The sequence below is a fragment of the Halopseudomonas salegens genome, assembly GCF_900105655.1.
Classification (GTDB): domain Bacteria; phylum Pseudomonadota; class Gammaproteobacteria; order Pseudomonadales; family Pseudomonadaceae; genus Halopseudomonas; species Halopseudomonas salegens.
On sequence record NZ_LT629787.1, the window covers coordinates 2,238,539 to 2,255,441 of the forward strand.

At 59.3% G+C, this 16,903-nt stretch carries 13 protein-coding genes and 1 pseudogene; 5 read left to right on the top strand and 9 right to left on the bottom strand.

The window, feature by feature from the left end; all coding sequences use genetic code 11:
• Positions 1-83 precede the first annotated feature (83 nt).
• The 7 genes from cmk to mtnA all read right to left on the bottom strand — a co-directional run bounded on the left by cmk (position 84) and on the right by mtnA (position 10,349).
• Complete coding sequence (gene cmk / locus BLU07_RS10170; RefSeq protein ID WP_092386586.1) at positions 84-779, bottom strand: (d)CMP kinase; 696 nt, start codon at positions 777-779, stop codon at positions 84-86.
• On the bottom strand, positions 776-3,007 hold the full coding sequence (locus BLU07_RS10175) for a bifunctional prephenate dehydrogenase/3-phosphoshikimate 1-carboxyvinyltransferase (RefSeq protein ID WP_092386588.1): 2,232 nt from the start codon (positions 3,005-3,007) through the stop codon (positions 776-778). The genes cmk and BLU07_RS10175 overlap by 4 nt, the downstream gene beginning before the upstream one ends.
• 4 nt (positions 3,008-3,011) lie before the next feature.
• Complete coding sequence (gene hisC / locus BLU07_RS10180; protein ID WP_092386590.1) at positions 3,012-4,124, bottom strand: histidinol-phosphate transaminase; 1,113 nt, start codon at positions 4,122-4,124, stop codon at positions 3,012-3,014.
• A gap of 145 nt (positions 4,125-4,269) precedes the next feature.
• Positions 4,270-5,367, bottom strand: coding sequence for a prephenate dehydratase (pheA, locus tag BLU07_RS10185; RefSeq protein WP_092386592.1), 1,098 nt, complete (start codon positions 5,365-5,367; stop codon positions 4,270-4,272).
• 6 nt (positions 5,368-5,373) lie between these two features.
• A complete protein-coding gene (gene serC / locus BLU07_RS10190; protein ID WP_092386594.1) occupies positions 5,374-6,459 on the bottom strand; it encodes a 3-phosphoserine/phosphohydroxythreonine transaminase in 1,086 nt (361 codons plus the stop codon).
• A 7-nt stretch (positions 6,460-6,466) separates the two neighbouring features.
• Positions 6,467-9,100 (bottom strand): DNA gyrase subunit A, encoded by a 2,634-nt coding sequence (gyrA, locus tag BLU07_RS10195; protein ID WP_092386596.1) that lies wholly within the window; start codon positions 9,098-9,100, stop codon positions 6,467-6,469.
• A 172-nt stretch (positions 9,101-9,272) separates the two neighbouring features.
• On the bottom strand, positions 9,273-10,349 hold the full coding sequence (mtnA, locus tag BLU07_RS10200; RefSeq protein WP_092386598.1) for an S-methyl-5-thioribose-1-phosphate isomerase: 1,077 nt from the start codon (positions 10,347-10,349) through the stop codon (positions 9,273-9,275).
• Positions 10,350-10,511: 162 nt separating this feature from the next.
• Between mtnA and BLU07_RS10205 the strand changes: the two genes are divergently transcribed.
• The 5 genes from BLU07_RS10205 (at position 10,512) to BLU07_RS10225 (ending at position 15,198) form a co-directional block, all read left to right on the top strand.
• Positions 10,512-11,852 carry a TRZ/ATZ family hydrolase gene (locus BLU07_RS10205; RefSeq protein WP_092386600.1) on the top strand — a complete coding sequence of 447 codons (1,341 nt, stop codon included), beginning with the start codon at positions 10,512-10,514 and terminating at the stop codon, positions 11,850-11,852.
• The gene (gene ubiG, locus BLU07_RS10210; RefSeq protein ID WP_092386602.1) at positions 11,842-12,543 is read left to right on the top strand and encodes a bifunctional 2-polyprenyl-6-hydroxyphenol methylase/3-demethylubiquinol 3-O-methyltransferase UbiG; all 702 of its coding nucleotides are present in this window, start codon (positions 11,842-11,844) and stop codon (positions 12,541-12,543) included. Before BLU07_RS10205 ends, ubiG begins: the two co-directional genes overlap by 11 nt.
• Positions 12,544-12,667: 124 nt before the next feature.
• Positions 12,668-13,348 (top strand): HAD-IA family hydrolase, encoded by a 681-nt coding sequence (locus tag BLU07_RS10215; RefSeq protein WP_092386604.1) that lies wholly within the window; start codon positions 12,668-12,670, stop codon positions 13,346-13,348.
• Complete coding sequence (locus tag BLU07_RS10220; RefSeq protein ID WP_092386606.1) at positions 13,341-14,081, top strand: YciK family oxidoreductase; 741 nt, start codon at positions 13,341-13,343, stop codon at positions 14,079-14,081. Before BLU07_RS10215 ends, BLU07_RS10220 begins: the two co-directional genes overlap by 8 nt.
• Before the next feature lie 184 nt (positions 14,082-14,265).
• Positions 14,266-15,198, top strand: coding sequence for a GGDEF domain-containing protein (locus tag BLU07_RS10225; protein ID WP_092386608.1), 933 nt, complete (start codon positions 14,266-14,268; stop codon positions 15,196-15,198).
• A 27-nt stretch (positions 15,199-15,225) separates the two neighbouring features.
• On the opposite strand, the gene BLU07_RS10230 is transcribed toward BLU07_RS10225, so the two are convergent.
• Together BLU07_RS10230 and rluB are read right to left on the bottom strand one after the other, a co-directional pair.
• Positions 15,226-15,966: a SapC family protein gene (locus tag BLU07_RS10230; RefSeq protein ID WP_092386610.1), complete on the bottom strand. Its 741-nt coding sequence runs from the start codon at positions 15,964-15,966 to the stop codon at positions 15,226-15,228.
• Positions 15,967-16,024: 58 nt separating this feature from the next.
• Positions 16,025-16,882: pseudogene (rluB, locus tag BLU07_RS10235) on the bottom strand (23S rRNA pseudouridine(2605) synthase RluB); the annotation flags it as partial.
• Between the last annotated feature and the right edge of the window lie 21 nt (positions 16,883-16,903).

A 16,903-nucleotide genomic window follows, 5' to 3' on the forward strand; every position in this document is an offset into this window, starting at 1 on the left:
CCCGCCACGCCATCAGCTTGCGTGGGTTGGTTAGTTAAAGCTCGCAGCAGTGGCGCTGATTACCTGCTGCAAACCCGTCCTGATCAGTTCAACAGATCGCGCTTGCGCGCCTCCGTCATCACCGTTTCAAGTACTTGCTCAATCGACAGACTGGTCGAATCGATCTGCATGGCATCATGGGCGGGTACCAACGGAGCCACACTTCGGTTCATGTCGCGCTCATCACGCGCCACAATCTCATCGAGAAGACTCGCCAGATTAGCATTTTCGCCCTTCTCCAGCAACTGTCGATGGCGACGATTGGCTCGCTCGCTGGCACTGGCGGTCAAAAACACCTTGAGCGGTGCGTCGGTGAATACCACCGTGCCCATATCACGGCCATCGGCGACCAGCCCCGGCGCTTCGCGAAAAGCCCGCTGGCGTTCCAGCAAAGCGTCGCGCACAGCCGGAATTGCCGCCACAATGGATGCCCCGGCGCCCACCCGCTCATTGCGGATCGAGCGACTGACATCTTCCCCCTCGAGAATAACGCGCTGTTCCTGATGGTCATTGGCGGGCACGAACTGGACATCCAGATAGGTCGCCAGGCGCACCAGTGCAGCCTGATTATCCAGATCGACACCATGATTCTCGGCGGCAAAAGCCAGCAGGCGGTACAGGGCACCCGAATCCAGCAGATTCCAGTCAAGTCGCTCGGCCAACAGGCCGGCGATAGTGCCCTTGCCCGAGCCACCAGGCCCGTCGATAGTGATCACCGGGGCAAGTTCGGAATCCGTCACGCCGTCTCCTCGACTTGCACATGCATGCCTAGTGATTGGGCCAGCTCGACAAAGCCGGGGAAGGACGTGGCCACGTTGGCGCAGTTACGGATGCGAATTTCCCCTTGAGCACGCAAGGCGGCCACACTGAAAGACATGGCAATGCGGTGATCATCGTGGCTTTCCACTTCACCGCCGTGCAATGGACCGCCCTGAATGATGATGCCATCCGGCGTCGGCTCGGCACTGACACCGAGCGCCTGCAACCCATCAGCCATCACCTGGATACGGTCGGATTCTTTTACCCGCAGCTCTTCAGCACCACGCAAAATGGTCTTGCCCTCGGCGCAAGCGGCAGCAACAAAGAGTACCGGGAACTCGTCAATGGCCAGCGGCACCTGATCAATCGGAATGTCAATACCCTTGAGCGGCGCGTGACGTACCCGAATATCCGCAACCGGCTCACCGCCGACTTCACGCTCATTGATCAGTTCAATATCGCCGCCCATGGCACGCAGAATATTGATCACGCCAATCCGCGTTGGATTGATACCCACATGCTCCAGGGTCAGATCAGCCCCCGGGGTGATGGTGGCGGCGACCATGAAAAAGGCCGCGGACGAAATGTCCGCCGGCACATCGATCTTGCCACCGGTGAGCTTGTGCCCGGGCTCGATGGTAACCCGCGGACCATCAACCTCAACCGGATAGCCAAAGCCTTTGAGCATGCGCTCGGTATGATCGCGGGTAGGGGCCGGCTCGGTCACCGAGGTGCTGCCTCGGGCGTAGAGTCCAGCCAGCAGCAGGCAGGATTTGACCTGGGCACTGGCCATCGGCATGTCGTAGTCCATACCCATCAGCATGCTGTCGCCGGTGATGCGCAGTGGCGGCCGGCCTTCATTGGCCGTCTCGATCTGGGCACCCATCTCACGCAGCGGCTTGGCCACCCGAGCCATCGGGCGCTTGGACAGCGACGCATCACCCGTCAGCACGCTGTCAAACGCCTGCCCGGCCAGCAAACCGGCCAGCAAGCGCATGGACGTACCGGAATTACCTACATATAGAGGGCCAGGCGGTGCCTTGAGGCCATTCAGGCCGACACCATTGATGGTCACCCGACCATGATGCGGACCTTCTATGACGACACCCATATCGCGGAACGCCTGCAAGGTTGCCAGGCTGTCTTCACCCTCAAGGAACCCTTCAACCTGAGTAACGCCTTCGGCCAGCGAGCCAAGCATGATCGAGCGATGGGAAATGGATTTGTCACCGGGGACCCGCACACGGCCGGCTACCTGGCCGCCCGGACGGGCAATAAAATTGATCATTTGAGTTTGCATAGGTTCCATATACGCCCTGCGGGCCAGAATGGTACTGAAATGTTCACGGGCTGATTTGGCCCGGGTAAAAACGCCAAGCAAGGTTTTCGCATCGCCTTCATCAACGGCGGTGCGCAAGCGTGCCAGGTCGCGGGTGAAGGCATCCAGACTGCGCAAGACAGCATCCCGATTAGCCAGAAACACATCACGCCACATCACCGGATCACTTGCCGCTATACGGGTGAAGTCGCGGAAACCACCCGCGGCATACCGAAAAATATCCAGGTTCTCGCTGCGCCCGGCCAAGGTATCCACCAGGGAAAATGCCAACAGATGAGGCAAGTGGCTGGTCGCGGCCAAGACTTCATCATGGTCAGCCAGCGGCATGCTTTCCACATCCGCACCCACTGCCTGCCACAGTCGCTGCACCAGCGCTACTGCCTGCTCGCTGGTGTGTTCCAGCGGAGTAAGGATCACCTTGTGACGGAAGAACAAGTCGGCACGCGCCGCTTCCACGCCGCTTTTTTCCGAACCGGCAATCGGATGCCCGGGCACAAAGCGACCGGGAATCTGCCCAAAGGCTTTTTCTACCGCAGCAACAACCGCACCCTTGGTGCTGCCAACATCCGTGAGCACCGCTTCACCCAGATCCAGCACCACCAGATCAGCCAGAACCTGTTCCATCGCCAGCACCGGCACTGCAAGCACAATCACATCGGCGCCCCGTACTGCCTCGGCCAGATCGGCAGTGACCTGATCAACCACGCCCAGCGGGATCGCTATCCGCCGGGCAGTCTCGTCCCGATCACATCCAACCACCTCGCGAAACAGGCCGGATTCCCGCGCCCCCTTCGCCAACGAGCCACCAATCAGACCAAGGCCGATGACCGTCAGGCGGCCCATTGTCGGTTGCTCCGATGACACCGGCATGACATTACTCACCCGCCAACACCTGTTCCAGTGCCAGCAGGAAACGCTGATTCTCTTCCGCCAGACCAATCGACACCCGCAAGTGCTGCGGCATACCGTAGCCCGCAACGGGCCGCACAATCACACCGGCATGCAGCAGTGCCTGATACACCGGCCCAGCCTCCCGACCCAGATCAACCGCAATAAAGTTGCCACGCGAGGGAATCCAGCTCAAACCCAGGTGACGCAGGCCGGCTTCCATTTGGGCCATGCCTTGCTGGTTGACGGTACGACTGACTTCCAGGTATTCGCGATCACTCAGCGCGGCAGTCGCGGCAGCCAGAGCCAGACTGTTGGCATTGAACGGCTGGCGCACCCGATTGAGCACATCGGCAATCACTGGCTGGCATACGGCAAACCCGATCCGTAGCGCGGCCAGGCCGTAGGCTTTGGAAAAAGTGCGCGACACCAGTACGTTGGGGTATTTACGCAGATAATCCAGACCGTCGGGAAAGTCGGCGTCAGTGACATATTCCGTATAGGCTTCATCCAGCACGACCAGCACCTGCTCCGGCACCCGGGCCAGAAACGCATCCAGCTCGTCACGCTCAACCCAGGTACCCGTCGGGTTATTTGGATTGGCAATAAAAATCAGCTTGGTAGCCGGAGTGATCGCGTCAGCCATCGCCGTCAGATCGTGGCCCCATTCACGCGCCGGAACAACGACTGGCCGGGCACCGATGGCCTGGGTAACCAAGGGGTATACGGCGAAAGCGTGCGCGCTGAACAGCACCTCGTCCCGGGGCGACACAAAGGCACGGGCAACCAGCTCGAGAATATCGTTGGAACCATTACCCAGCACCAACATATCGGTGCCTACCCTGTAATGTGCCGACAGGGCCTGCTTGAGTTTGAAGCCGTTACCGTCCGGGTACCGCGTCAGTTCCGGCAAAGCGGCCTGAATCGCGTCCAGCGCGGCAGGGCTCGGACCCAATGGGTTTTCATTACTGGCCAGCTTGACGATGTCAGCCACCGGCAAACCCAGCTCACGAGCCAACTCGTCCACTGGTTTGCCCGGCACATAAGGCGACAATTGCTGCACACCCGGCAAAGCCAGGGACAGGAAATCACAGGTCATAAGTGCTCCGCACTGGCCGACACAGTCGGCCGCTCAAGGCTTCAGGCTGTACGCGGAAAGACCATTGCCGCATCGACATCTCGCACACAGCACCAGATACCATAAATCTCACTTTTCCAGCGTCAGGCATTCAGCCTGCAGCCGTCTATAACACCGCTTTCGGATAGGACCCAAGTACTTTCAGCGCTACCGACTCATCGGTGATCTTTTCCAGCACGTCCTTGATCAGGGGTTCGGACTGATGGCCGCAGAAGTCGATAAAGAACACATAGGTCCATTTTCCGCTGCGAGACGGCCGGGTTTCAATGCGCGTCAGGTCGATGCCGTTGCTGTGGAATGGCTGCAGCAGATGGTGCAAGGCACCCGGCTTGTTGCGCATGGAAACAATGATCGAGGTCTTGTCGTCACCCGTCGGCGGCACCGCCTGATTACCGATGATCAGAAAACGCGTGGAGTTATCCGGACGGTCTTCGATTTTCTCGGCCAGTCGAGTCAGTCCGTAGAGCTCGGCAGCCATATCGCCGGCAATCGCGGCAGAATTCCACTCACCCTTGACCCGCTTGGCCGCCTCGGCATTACTGGCCACCGCGACCCGCTCGACATTCGGATAATGCGCGTCCAGCCACTTGCGGCACTGGGCCAGCGACTGGGCATGCGAATACACCCGGGAAATCTTGCCGGTCTGGGTATTCTCGCCCACCAATAAATGATGGTGAATACGCAGCTCGACTTCACCACAGATCACCATGTCGTGCTCAAGGAAGCTGTCCAGCGTGTGGTTGATCGCACCTTCGGTGGAGTTCTCGACCGGCACCACACCGAATTGCACCGCGCCGGCAGCCACCTCACGGAAGATCTCGTCAATCGCCGCCATCGGCACACTGATCACCGAGTGGCCAAAATGCTTGAGCGCCGCTGCCTGGGTAAAGGTACCTTCCGGGCCCAGATAAGCCACCTGCAGGGGCTGCTCCAGCGCCAGACAGGCGGACATGATTTCGCGAAACAGGCGCGCCATTTCTTCGTTGTCCAGCGGACCGGGGTTCAGCTCCATGATGTGCTTGAGCACCCAGGCTTCTCGCTCGGGACGATAGAACACCGGCGCCTGGCCGGTCGGCAGCGCCTTCTGCTTGACCTGGGCAACGGTTTGCGCACAGTGAGCACGCTCACTGATCAACTCGAGAATTTTCTCGTCGATGGTATCGATGCGCTTGCGCAGCGCCTGCAGTTGGGTTTCATCGGACATGGGGCATCAACCGTGTTGCTGCTCGAATTCGGCCATATAGGCCACCAGGGCATCTACCGCCGCTTGCGGTACGGCATTATAGATGGAGGCACGCATGCCACCGACCGAACGGTGACCTTTCAGGTTCAACAAACCACGCTCTTCAGCGCCGGCAAGAAACGGCTTGTCCAGACGATCATCGGCCAAACGGAACGGGATATTCATCCACGAGCGATCAACCGGACTGATCGGATTACTATACAACTCACTGGTATCGATGGCGCTGTACAGGGTCTGCTGCTTGGCGTCGTTGATTCGCTGCATGGCATCCAGACCGCCCTGCTGCTTGAGCCATTGAAAAATCAGGCCCGACAGGTACCAGGCAAAGGTCGGCGGCGTGTTGTACATCGAGGCATTCCTGGCGGCCACCGTGTAATCAAGCATGGTCGGACACGTCGCACGCGCACGCCCCAGCAGGTCTTCACGGATGATCACCACGACCAGACCGCTGGGCCCGATGTTTTTCTGCGCGCCAGCGTAAATCATGCCGTAGCGACTGACATCCAGCGGACGCGACAGAATGGTCGAGGACATATCGGCAATCAACGGAGTATCGCCGGTATCCGGTATCCAACTGAACTCCAACCCGCCGATCGTCTCGTTCGGCGTGTAATGCACATAAGCAGCCTCTGCCGACAACTGCCAGTCGTTCTGGCCGGGGATGGCAAAGTAGTCATACCCTTTGGCACTGGCAGCGACATTCACATTGCCAAAACGGCTGGCTTCCTCAATGGCCTTGGCCGACCAGATACCGGTATCGATATAGTCTGCCATGCCGCCGTCAGGCAACAGATTCAGCGGAATCTGGGCAAATTGCTGGCTGGCGCCACCCTGCAGAAAGAGCACCTTGTAATTGTCGGGAATGGCCAGCAGGTCACGCAGATCCTGTTCGGCGGTTTCCGCCACACTGACAAACTCGTCACTACGGTGACTCATTTCCATGACTGACAGGCCTTTACCCTGCCAGTCCAGCAGTTCCTGCTGTGCCTGTTGCAATACGGCTTCCGGCAAGGCTGCCGGGCCGGCACAAAAGTTGAACAATCGCTTGCTCACGCTCTGCTTACTCCTGCTCGTCCGCGGGCCCTGATGCGGCCTCGCCGTTATTCTCGTCTGGCGCATCCACGTCGGTCACCTCGGCATCTTCAGCGTCCAGCTCCACCTCTTCCGGCTCCTGAACCCGCTCCACACCAACCAGTTTCTCACCATTACCCAACTTGATCAGGGTGACGCCCTGGGTGTTGCGCGAGAGCCGCGAGACTTCACTGATGCGGGTACGCACCAGAGTGCCCTGATCAGAGATCAGCATGACTTCATCACCCTCAATCACCTGAACCGCCCGCACCAGAGCGCCATTGCGCTCATTGGTAACCATGGCAATCACGCCCTGGCCACCACGCTTGTATTGCGGGAAGTCTTCAACGGCCGTGCGCTTGCCAAAACCGTGCTGGGACGCGGTAAGGATGTCGCAACCCGGTTCGGCAATCAGCATGGAAACCAGACTCTGCCCCTCGGCCAGACGCATGCCGCGAACACCACGGGCGGTGCGGCCCATGGCGCGCACATCGGATTCCTTGAAGCGGGTCACCTTGCCGCCATCCGAGAACAGCATGACTTCGCGTTCACCATTGGTCAGTGCGGCAGCAATCAACCGGTCACCCTCGTCCAGATCCAGCGCAATCAGACCCACACTGCGCTGACGACTGAACTGCACCAGCGGGGTTTTCTTCACCGTACCCTTGGCCGTGGCCATAAAGATGAACCAGCCTTCTGTGTATTCATCCACCGGCAACATGGCACTGATGTACTCGCCCTCTTCCAGCGGCAACAGGTTGACCAGCGGCCGACCACGCGCGGTACGCGAAGCTTCCGGGATCTCGTAGGTTTTCAGCCAGTAGACCTTGCCACGACTGGAGAACAGCAGCAGGGTGGTATGACTGTGAGCAACCAGCAGATGCTCGACGTAATCCTCGTCTTTCACCCCGGTAGCGGCTTTGCCGCGACCGCCACGACGCTGGGCCTGGTAGTCGGTCAGCGGCTGGCTCTTGGCATAACCACCGTGGGAAATGGTTACCACACGGTCTTCTTCGGTAATCAGGTCGGCAACCGTCAGATCCAGGCGCGAGGCGACGATCTCGGTACGGCGCTCATCACCGAAGTTGGCCTTGACCTCTTCCAGCTCCTCGACAATCACTTCCATCAGCCGTTGCTGGCTGTTGAGAATGCGCAACAACTCACCGATCTGTTGCAGGATTTCCTGATACTCGCCGAGCAGTTTTTCATGTTCAAGACCGGTCAGGCGATGCAGACGCAGTTCGAGAATCGCCTGTGCCTGTTCCGGCGACAGGTAATATTTGCCCTCACGCAGTCCGAATGCCTCATCCAGCCCTTCCGGGCGGCAGGATTCAGCGCCGGCGCGCTCGACCATCTCGACCACCGAACCCGGCTCCCAGGCGGTGGCAATCAGGCGTTCCTTGGCTTCTGCCGGTGACGGCGAAGCCTTGATCAGGGCGATGACCGGGTCGATATTCGACAAGGCAACCGCCTGACCTTCAAGGATATGCCCGCGCTCACGCGCCTTGCGCAGCTCATACACGGTGCGCCGGGTCACCACTTCGCGGCGGTGGCGAACAAAGGCTTCGAGCAGCTCTTTCAGATTCAGAATGCGCGGCTGACCATCCAGCAAGCCGACAATATTGATACCGAACACGCCCTGCATCTGGGTCTGGGCGTACAGATTGTTCAATACGACTTCGGCGACTTCGCCACGGCGCAACTCGATCACCACGCGGATACCGTCTTTATCAGACTCGTCACGCAGCTCGGAGATGCCCTCGATCTTCTTTTCCTTGACCAGCTCGGCAATCTTTTCGATCAGCCGCGCCTTGTTCAACTGGTAGGGCAGCTCACTGATAATGATCTGCTGGCGCCCGCCCACCTTGTCGATATCCTCGATCTCGCACCGGGCCCGCACGTAAATGCGGCCACGTCCGGTACGGTAGGCTTCGACGATACCGGCGCGGCCGTTGATGATGGCGGCCGTCGGGAAGTCCGGCCCGGGGATATATTCCATCAACTGGTCAATATCCAGCTCGGGGTCGGCAATCAGCGCCAGACAGCCATTGATCACTTCGGTCAGGTTATGTGGCGGAATATTGGTCGCCATACCGACGGCGATACCGCTGGAACCGTTGATCAGCAGGTTGGGGATCTTGGTCGGCATGACCGCCGGAATCTGCTCGGTGCCGTCATAGTTGGGCACCCAGTCAACGGTTTCCTTGTCCAGATCGGCCAGCAATTCGTGCGCCAATTTGGACATGCGCACTTCGGTATAACGCATGGCAGCCGCGTTATCGCCATCAACCGAACCGAAGTTGCCCTGGCCATCAACCAGCAAATAGCGCAAGGAGAATGGCTGTGCCATACGGACGATGGTGTCATACACCGCCGAATCACCGTGCGGGTGATATTTACCGATCACGTCACCGACCACACGCGCCGACTTCTTGTACGGCTTGTTCCAGTCGTTTTTCAACTCGCTCATGGCGAACAGGACGCGCCGATGCACCGGCTTGAGGCCGTCCCGCACATCCGGCAAGGCCCGGCCCACAATCACGCTCATGGCGTAATCGAGGTAGGACTGCTTGAGTTCATCTTCGATATTGACGGGAAGGATTTCTTTGGCCAGTTCACCCATGAAACGGCATTCCTTTTATAGTCGGCATTCGGTAGCTGCCTGATAGCCTTGGTTCGCGCTGAAAAGGGCTTGCAGAGTCGCTGCCAGCAGGGCTGACAGGGCGTCTCGACTGGGCCCGATCAAAGCCAAGCAGCATACCACAATGGATACAAAGAGGCAGCCGCCGGGGCAATCAATGTAACCGCTGGCGGCTCATCATATCGGCCAGCTTGCGCGCATCCGGACGTTCGATAATGCCCTTCTCGGTGACGATGACATCAATCAGGTCCGCGGGAGTAACGTCAAACACCGGATTGAACACCTCGGCACCGGTATCCAGCTGGCGATTGCCGACAATCAGCAGCTCGTCAGCATCGCGCTCTTCCAGTGGAATCAGGTCACCATTGTCCAGCTGCATGTCGATGGTGGAACTGGGCGCCACCACCATAAAGCGAACGCCATGGTGCATGGCCAACACCGCCAGGGCATAAGTCCCGATCTTGTTGGCAACGTCGCCATTGGCGGCAATCCGGTCGGCACCGACAATCACCCAGGAAATCGACTGTTCCTTCATCAGGTGACCCACCGCCAGATCAGCCTGCAAACTGACCGGAATGCCTTCGCGCATCAGCTCCCAGGCGGTCAGGCGCGTACCCTGCAGCCAGGGGCGGGTTTCATTGGCATGTACCTGTTCGATCAGCCCGGCGGCATGCGCCGTGCGGATAACCCCCAGTGCAGTGCCAAAACCACCGGTCGCCAGCGCACCGGCATTGCAATGGGTAATCACATGCTGGGGGCGTTTGTCGTATTTGCGCAGCTGCTGCATACCCAGGCGCCCCATGGTCAGGTTGGCCTCACGATCACTGTCATGAATCTGCCGCGCCAGTGCCAGCAGGGTAGCCGGCACATCACTCCCCTCAGGGAGGCGCTGCAGCTGTTGCTGCATCATGCGTAGCGCCCAGGCCAGATTGACCGCCGTCGGCCGCGTGCCTTCAAGCATGGCAAAACTCGGCTCCAGGGCCGCCGACCAGTCGTCGGCGCTGCCCAGCTCGCGCGCCGCCAGTGCAATGCCATAGGCGGCCGCAATACCGATAGCCGGCGCACCACGAACACTCATCGCATTGATCGCTTCCGCCACATCTGCCGCAGTGCGGCACAGCAGGTAGCTCTCGTTGCCCGGCAACTGACGCTGATCCAGCAGTAGCAAGCCGTCTCCGGACCAGGCCAGAGCCTGAAATTGTTCTCGTGGAACTGCCGCTTCAACTGCCATTGTCCGCTCCTGCCGAGCGCCCACCCATGCGAGCGCAAAGCCGCCAAGTATACCGTGCCGGACAGGGCCCTGTCCGTTTTGCCACAGACTGACATTATTATTGCACTGCACAGGCTCAAGGCTAGGGGTATACTGCCGCGCATGATACAAAACGAGCTACCCATGACCGCACTACCCGAACAGCCGGACCTGATCATCGAGGCGCGCTGGATTGCGCCCGTGGTGCCTGCAGGGCAGGTACTTGAGCATCACGCCCTGGTCATTCATGCCGAGCGCATTGTTGCCCTGCTGACACAGGAACAAAGCCGGCAACTGCATCCACGGCAACGCCGCAGCCTGCCCCATCACCTGTTGATTCCAGGCCTGGTGAACGCGCATGGCCATGCTGCGATGACCCTGTTCCGTGGGCTGGCTGATGACTTGCCACTGATGACCTGGCTACAGGAACACATCTGGCCTGCCGAAGCCCGCTGGGTAACCCCGGATTTCGTCCGCTGTGGCAGTCAGCTGGCAATTGCTGAAATGCTGCTGGGCGGCACTACCTGCTTTGCCGACATGTATTTCTACCCCGAAGTGACGGCTCAGGTTGCCCGCGAGGCAGGCATGCGCGCCCAGGTTGCCTTCCCGATCATCGACAACCCGATTCCGGGCGCCGCCAACAGCGACGAGGCCATCCACAAAGGCCTCAAGCTGCACGATGAAATGCGTCATAACGACCTGATCAGCGTTGCTTTCGGCCCCCACGCGCCCTATACCGTAGGTGATGAAGCGCTGACCCGGGTACGCACCCTGGCAGACGAACTGGATATTCCGATCCATATGCATATCCATGAAACCGCCGGCGAAGTCAGCGATGCGGTTGCCGCCAGCGGTCAGCGGCCACTGCAACGACTGGCTGACCTCGGTCTGCTTGGCCCGCGCCTGCAAGCCGTACACATGACCCAGGTGGATGATGCCGACCTGGCACTGCTGCAGGCCCATGCAGTGCAGGTCATTCATTGCCCGGAGTCCAACCTCAAGCTGGCCAGCGGCTTCTGTCCGGTGCAGCGCTTGCTGGATGCGGGTATCAATGTCGCACTGGGCACCGACGGCGCTGCCAGCAACAACGACCTCGACCTGCTTGGCGAACTGCGTACCGCCGCCCTGCTGGCCAAAGCCTGCAGCGGACAACCGACTGCACTGGATGCTGATACCGCACTGCATATGGCGACCCTGGGTGGAGCCCAGGCCCTGGGCCTGAGTGAGCAGATTGGCTCGTTGGAAGCAGGCAAAGCTGCCGACGTGATTGCCGTCGACCTCTCCGGTGTGGCTCAGCAGCCGGTTTATCATCCGGTGTCGCAATTGCTCTACACCGGATCGGCCGCACTGGTATCCGATGTCTGGGTAGCCGGACGGGAAAAGGTCCGTGATCGCCAATTGATAGCCTTGCCCCTGGAGCGTGTACTCAACGAAGCGTCCGTGTGGGCCCCACAGATTTTGCAGGGAGATAGCCATGAGTCTTAATGTTGATCGCGCTGAAATCGCCAAATTCGAAGCCCTGGCCAGCCGCTGGTGGGACCGCAACAGCGAATTCCGTCCGCTGCACGAAATCAATCCACTGCGCTGCAACTGGATTGACGAACGCGTTGGTCTGGCTGGCAAGCGGGTTCTCGATGTCGGCTGTGGCGGCGGCATCCTGGCTGAAGCCATGGCCCAGCGCGGCGCCGAAGTGACCGGCATCGATATGGGCGAAGCGCCTTTGGCCGTCGCCCGCCTGCATCAGCTGGAGTCGGGTGTCGAAGTGGATTACCAGCAAACCACGGCAGAAGAGCTGGCTGACGCACAGCCGGAGAGTTTTGATGTGGTTACCTGTCTGGAAATGCTCGAACACGTGCCCGACCCGTCGTCAGTGATCGCCGCCTGCGCGCGGCTGGTCAAGCCGGGCGGCCAGATATTCTTTTCCACCATCAACCGCAATCCGAAATCCTTCGTGTTTGCCATCCTCGGGGCCGAATACATCTTGCGCCTGTTACCACGCGGCACCCACGAGTTCGCCAAATTCATTCGGCCGGCCGAACTGGGCAACTGGGCCCGCGAAGCCAAACTGGACCTGCAGGACATCACCGGGCTGACCTACAACCCGCTGACCAAGGTGTACAAGCTGGAAGCCAATGTCGACGTCAATTACATGATGCATTTTCAGCGGAGTCTCTAATGCCCCTTAACCGACGTTCACAGCAGTTCAGCGCCGGTATCAGGTACTACGACAAGGCGCGCCTTGCCATGGGCTTCACAGGGCACGCTGAAACGCTGCAAACTTCAGCTAAAGGACACTAGTCATGCGTCGCGGTGTACTTTTTGACCTTGATGGCACCCTGCTGGATACCGTTGAGGATTTCTATCGCATCATCGAACAGATGCGCAGCGAACGGGCCGCACCCGAGGTCCCCGCCCAGGTGATCCGCCAACAGGTATCCAATGGTTCGGTCGGGATGCTCTGTGCTGCCTTTGCCATCCGCCCGGACGCGGCGGATTTCACTGCCCTGCGCGACGATTTTCTGCAACGCTACGAACAGCAGCTGGCCGTCCACACCCGCCCCTTCCCCGGCATCACTGAATTGCTGGACTGGCTGGATGAGGAGCAGATTCCCTGGGGCGTGGTGACCAACAAACTGAGTCGCTTCAGCATTCCCTTGCTGGCCGCCATGGGCTGGTCCGAGCGCTGCGCAGCGCTGGTCTGTCCTGACCAGGTCAGCCAGCCCAAACCCCACCCGGAACCCTTGTTCAAAGCCTGCGAACAAATGGCCGTTGATCCGGTCGGCAGTCTGTTTGTCGGCGACCACCTGCGCGATATCGACGCTGGACGCGCCGCTGGTATGCAGACCGTCGCCGCCCTGTACGGCTATTTGCCGGTGGGTGATGACCCCGGCCGCTGGCAAGCTGATCACTGTATAACTCATGCTGTCGAGTTACGCCCCTGGCTGACCCGGCAGTGGCAACCGGAGAAATGCCATGTTTGATTACCAAGCCCCTGCTGACCTGCTGCGCGACAAGGTCATTCTGGTTACCGGCGCCGGAGACGGCATCGGCAAGGCCTGCGCCCTGAGTTGTGCGGCACATGGCGCCACCGTCGTCCTGCTCGGGCGCACGCTGAGCAAGCTGGAAGCGGTCTATGACGCCATCGAGGCCGCAGGCCATCCACAACCGGGGCTCTGCGTGCTCGACCTCGTCACGGCAACGGAAAAGGATTATGACGACTTGGCCGATCAGCTCTTCGACACCTTCGGCAAGCTGGATGGCCTGGTCCATAACGCCGGCCTGCTTGGACCGCGGACGCTGATGGATCAGGTCAAACCGGAAGCCTGGCTGCAAGTCATGCAGGTCAATCTGCATGCGCCTTTTATGCTGACCCGGGCCATGATGCCCTTGCTGCGAGCCGCCGAGACAGCTTCCGTGCTTTGCGTATCCTCGAGCGTAGGTCGGACCGGCCGCGCCTACTGGGGACCATACGCGGTAAGCAAGTTTGCTCTGGAAGGCTTCATGCAGGTCCTGGCCGACGAGCAGGATGGCACCAGCAAGATTCGGGTCAACAGCATCAACCCCGGCGCCACACGCACCGCCATGCGGGCTGAGGCCTATCCCAGCGAAGAACCAGGCAATCTGGTGACGCCTGCGGAGATCATGCCGGCCTTCCTTTACCTGCTCGGCGACGACAGCTTGACGGTGAACGGTCAAGCCCTGGATGCGCAGTAGCCAATTATCTGACAGCGCGCCTCACGGCAACCACCATCAATCTGCCATCAGGCGGCAAAAACCTGCCGCCTGAATGTGCAACCAGACTGACAACTCCGACCAAGCCATTGAATTTAAATCCTTTTTAACTATTGGCACAGATACTGCTTCAGTCCCCTCAACAGCAACCTTGACGGGGTAACAGATGAACTCCACTTCCGGAAACACCATCGACTTTGACAGCGCACGGCTAAAGATAAAATCAGCCGGCGCGCAGGCCAGCAAGTCCGTGCACAGCAGCGCCAGCCCGTCTGTCAGTCAGTTGCAACAAAGCCTCAGTCAGTTGCTGCAAACCTCGCTGGAAATGGATCGCATCCTCGGCCTGTTCTTTGCCACCCTGCAACAGGCGCTCGAACTGAACAGTCTGGAGTACCGCCACGATGCCAAGCAGCTGCAGTTCGACTTCGGCAGCCCGGCGCTGCATCGTTGCAGCTACCGTCTGACCCACCTGGGCGATTTTCTCGGTGAATTGCGTTTCAGCCGCAGCAAGCGATTCAGTGAAGCCCAGCTGAAAGGTCTTGAAAGCCTGCTCGGCAGCCTGCTCTATCCTCTGCGCAACGCTTTGCTGTACCACGAAGCCATTGCCTGCGCGCTGAACGACCCGCTGACCGGGTGTGGCAACCGCCTGGCACTGGATCAGGCGCTCGACCGGGAAATCAAGCACGCCATCCGCAAACGGACTGACCTGTCGATGATGGTGATCGACATTGATCACTTCAAAACCATCAACGACACCTACGGTCATGCCTTTGGCGATGAAGCGCTGAAAGCCATGGTCAGTGCCTGCGAAGGTTGCCTGCGGGCAGTGGATGGCCTGTTCCGGCTTGGCGGGGAAGAATTCGTGGTACTGCTAAGCGACACCAGCCTGGTGGATGCGCGCATGGTTGCCGAGCGAATCCGCAACGCCATAGCCGAGATGCAGTTCCAACTGGATGGCCAGCCGATTCCGTTGACTGTCAGCATTGGGGTTGCCCGTCGACGCAACGATGAAAGCCAGCAAGCCCTGTACGAGCGCTGTGATCAGCAAATGTACAAGGCCAAGCGCGGCGGTCGCAATCAGGTCATCGCTGAAGGCTGAGCCTGGCTGACACCAGGCTCGTTCCGGTCAGTGTTTGGCGTCACTGCCAAAACCGGCATTCAGATAATCCTCAAACAGCACATTGATGTTGCCCAGCGACATCAGGTGGGCATAAATCAGGCCCAGAAAACCCTGTCTGTTCAACTCCAGCACATCGGCGTCACCCAATTGCCGCAACCGCTTTTCGTCAACGGCATAAAAGTCTTGCAGGGTAAAACTCTTGCCATTCCTGTGCGTCATCTTGACTGAACGCGGAACCAACAGGTTCAGCTTCTGCAACTGCAGTACAAAAGCGCGCGTCTGCTTGGAATCGTTGAAATAGTTTTGCATCAAACCGACCATGCTCTGCAAAAACGTGCTGTACTCGCCATTGTCAGTAAAAAGCTCTCGCCCTTCCTGCTCATTCCAGCCGGCAAAGTCCTCATCAATGCAGATGGTCAGCTCTTCAGCGCCGGTATCAGCAAACATAAAGGGATAGCGACGAACAAAAGCCGGAACATAGGTACTTTCCTGCCACTGGCCATCCGCTTGCAGAAAGCGATTGTGCCCTTCGGTAAGCCCCATCAAGGCCACCGGGGAGATGTTGTCTTCGCGCCCGATAAACAGCAGCGGAAAGCTGCGGGCCGCAGAGAAAAACTCTGCCCCGTTAATCGGGACCATTTGCGCATCACGCGCAAATTCAAAAGTTGTCGCATTGCTTACCCGCAGATTGCGGTGTGCCTGGCGATCCAGCGGCTTGATGCTGTTATACAAAAACAGGGTCTTCATTCAACGCTCTCCAAAATAAAACATGAGTCCTGAACAGAATTCAGCGTTTGGGCTTGGTACGACGCAGTGGCCGCGGGGTATGCAGCGATGGCTTGCGCGCCTGGCGCTTGCGCTTTTCCTTTTCCTGCTGACTGGCTTCAGGCAAGGAAACCGGCCTGAGCTCAACCTCGGCGCTCAGGGTGTCAAGTTCCTGCTGAGCCATCTCACGCCAGCGTCCGACCGGCAATTCCGGACCCAGGAAGACGGGGCCAAAGCGTACCCGCTTGAGCCGGTTGACACGCACCCCCTGAGACTCCCACAGACGCCGCACTTCACGGTTACGGCCTTCCAGCAAGCAGACATGAAACCAGCGATTGATGCCTTCACCACCGGCCGTGACCACGTCGGTAAACCGCGCCGGGCCATCTTCCAGCATAACGCCGGTAGTCAGACGCTCGATCATGGCTTCATCGACCTCACCCATGACACGCACCGCATACTCACGGTCCATCTGCCAGGACGGATGCATCAGCCGGTTGGCCAGTTCACCATCGGTGGTAAACAACAGCAAGCCGGTGGTATTGATATCCAGCCGGCCGATGTTGATCCAGCGGCCCTGCTTCAGGCGCGGCAAACGATCAAACACAGTGGGGCGGCCTTCGGGGTCATCGCGGGTACAGACTTCACCTTCGGGCTTGTTGTAGATGATGACCCGGCGAACGACTTCGGTATTCAGGTCGCGTTTGAGCGGGCGACCATCCAGGGTAATCTGGTCGAGGCTGTCAACGCGGCAACCGAGTACCGCCTGTTCACCATTGACCAGAACCCGACCGGCGGCAATCCAGCCTTCAACTTCTCGGCGGGAACCCAGGCCCATGCGGGCAAGGACTTTCTGGAGTTTTTCACCACTGACTGGTGGATTGGTTGTTTCGCGCATATCGGGCACCTCCCGGTGGCT

Bases quoted from the DNA above. Each gene is read 5' to 3' on its own strand.
- mtnA (WP_092386598.1), bottom strand. From the start codon at position 10,349: ATGGCAGTTGAAGCGGCAGTTCCACGAGAACAATTTCAGGCTCTGGCC.
- BLU07_RS10230 (WP_092386610.1), bottom strand. From the start codon at position 15,966: ATGAAGACCCTGTTTTTGTATAACAGCATCAAGCCGCTGGATCGCCAG.
- hisC (WP_092386590.1), bottom strand. From the start codon at position 4,124: ATGACCTGTGATTTCCTGTCCCTGGCTTTGCCGGGTGTGCAGCAATTG.
- BLU07_RS10205 (WP_092386600.1), top strand. From the start codon at position 10,512: ATGACCGCACTACCCGAACAGCCGGACCTGATCATCGAGGCGCGCTGG.
- ubiG (WP_092386602.1), top strand. From the start codon at position 11,842: ATGAGTCTTAATGTTGATCGCGCTGAAATCGCCAAATTCGAAGCCCTG.
- BLU07_RS10225 (WP_092386608.1), top strand. From the start codon at position 14,266: ATGAACTCCACTTCCGGAAACACCATCGACTTTGACAGCGCACGGCTA.
- BLU07_RS10175 (WP_092386588.1), bottom strand. From the start codon at position 3,007: ATGCCGGTGTCATCGGAGCAACCGACAATGGGCCGCCTGACGGTCATC.
- BLU07_RS10215 (WP_092386604.1), top strand. From the start codon at position 12,668: ATGCGTCGCGGTGTACTTTTTGACCTTGATGGCACCCTGCTGGATACC.
- BLU07_RS10220 (WP_092386606.1), top strand. From the start codon at position 13,341: ATGTTTGATTACCAAGCCCCTGCTGACCTGCTGCGCGACAAGGTCATT.
- pheA (WP_092386592.1), bottom strand. From the start codon at position 5,367: ATGTCCGATGAAACCCAACTGCAGGCGCTGCGCAAGCGCATCGATACC.
- gyrA (WP_092386596.1), bottom strand. From the start codon at position 9,100: ATGGGTGAACTGGCCAAAGAAATCCTTCCCGTCAATATCGAAGATGAA.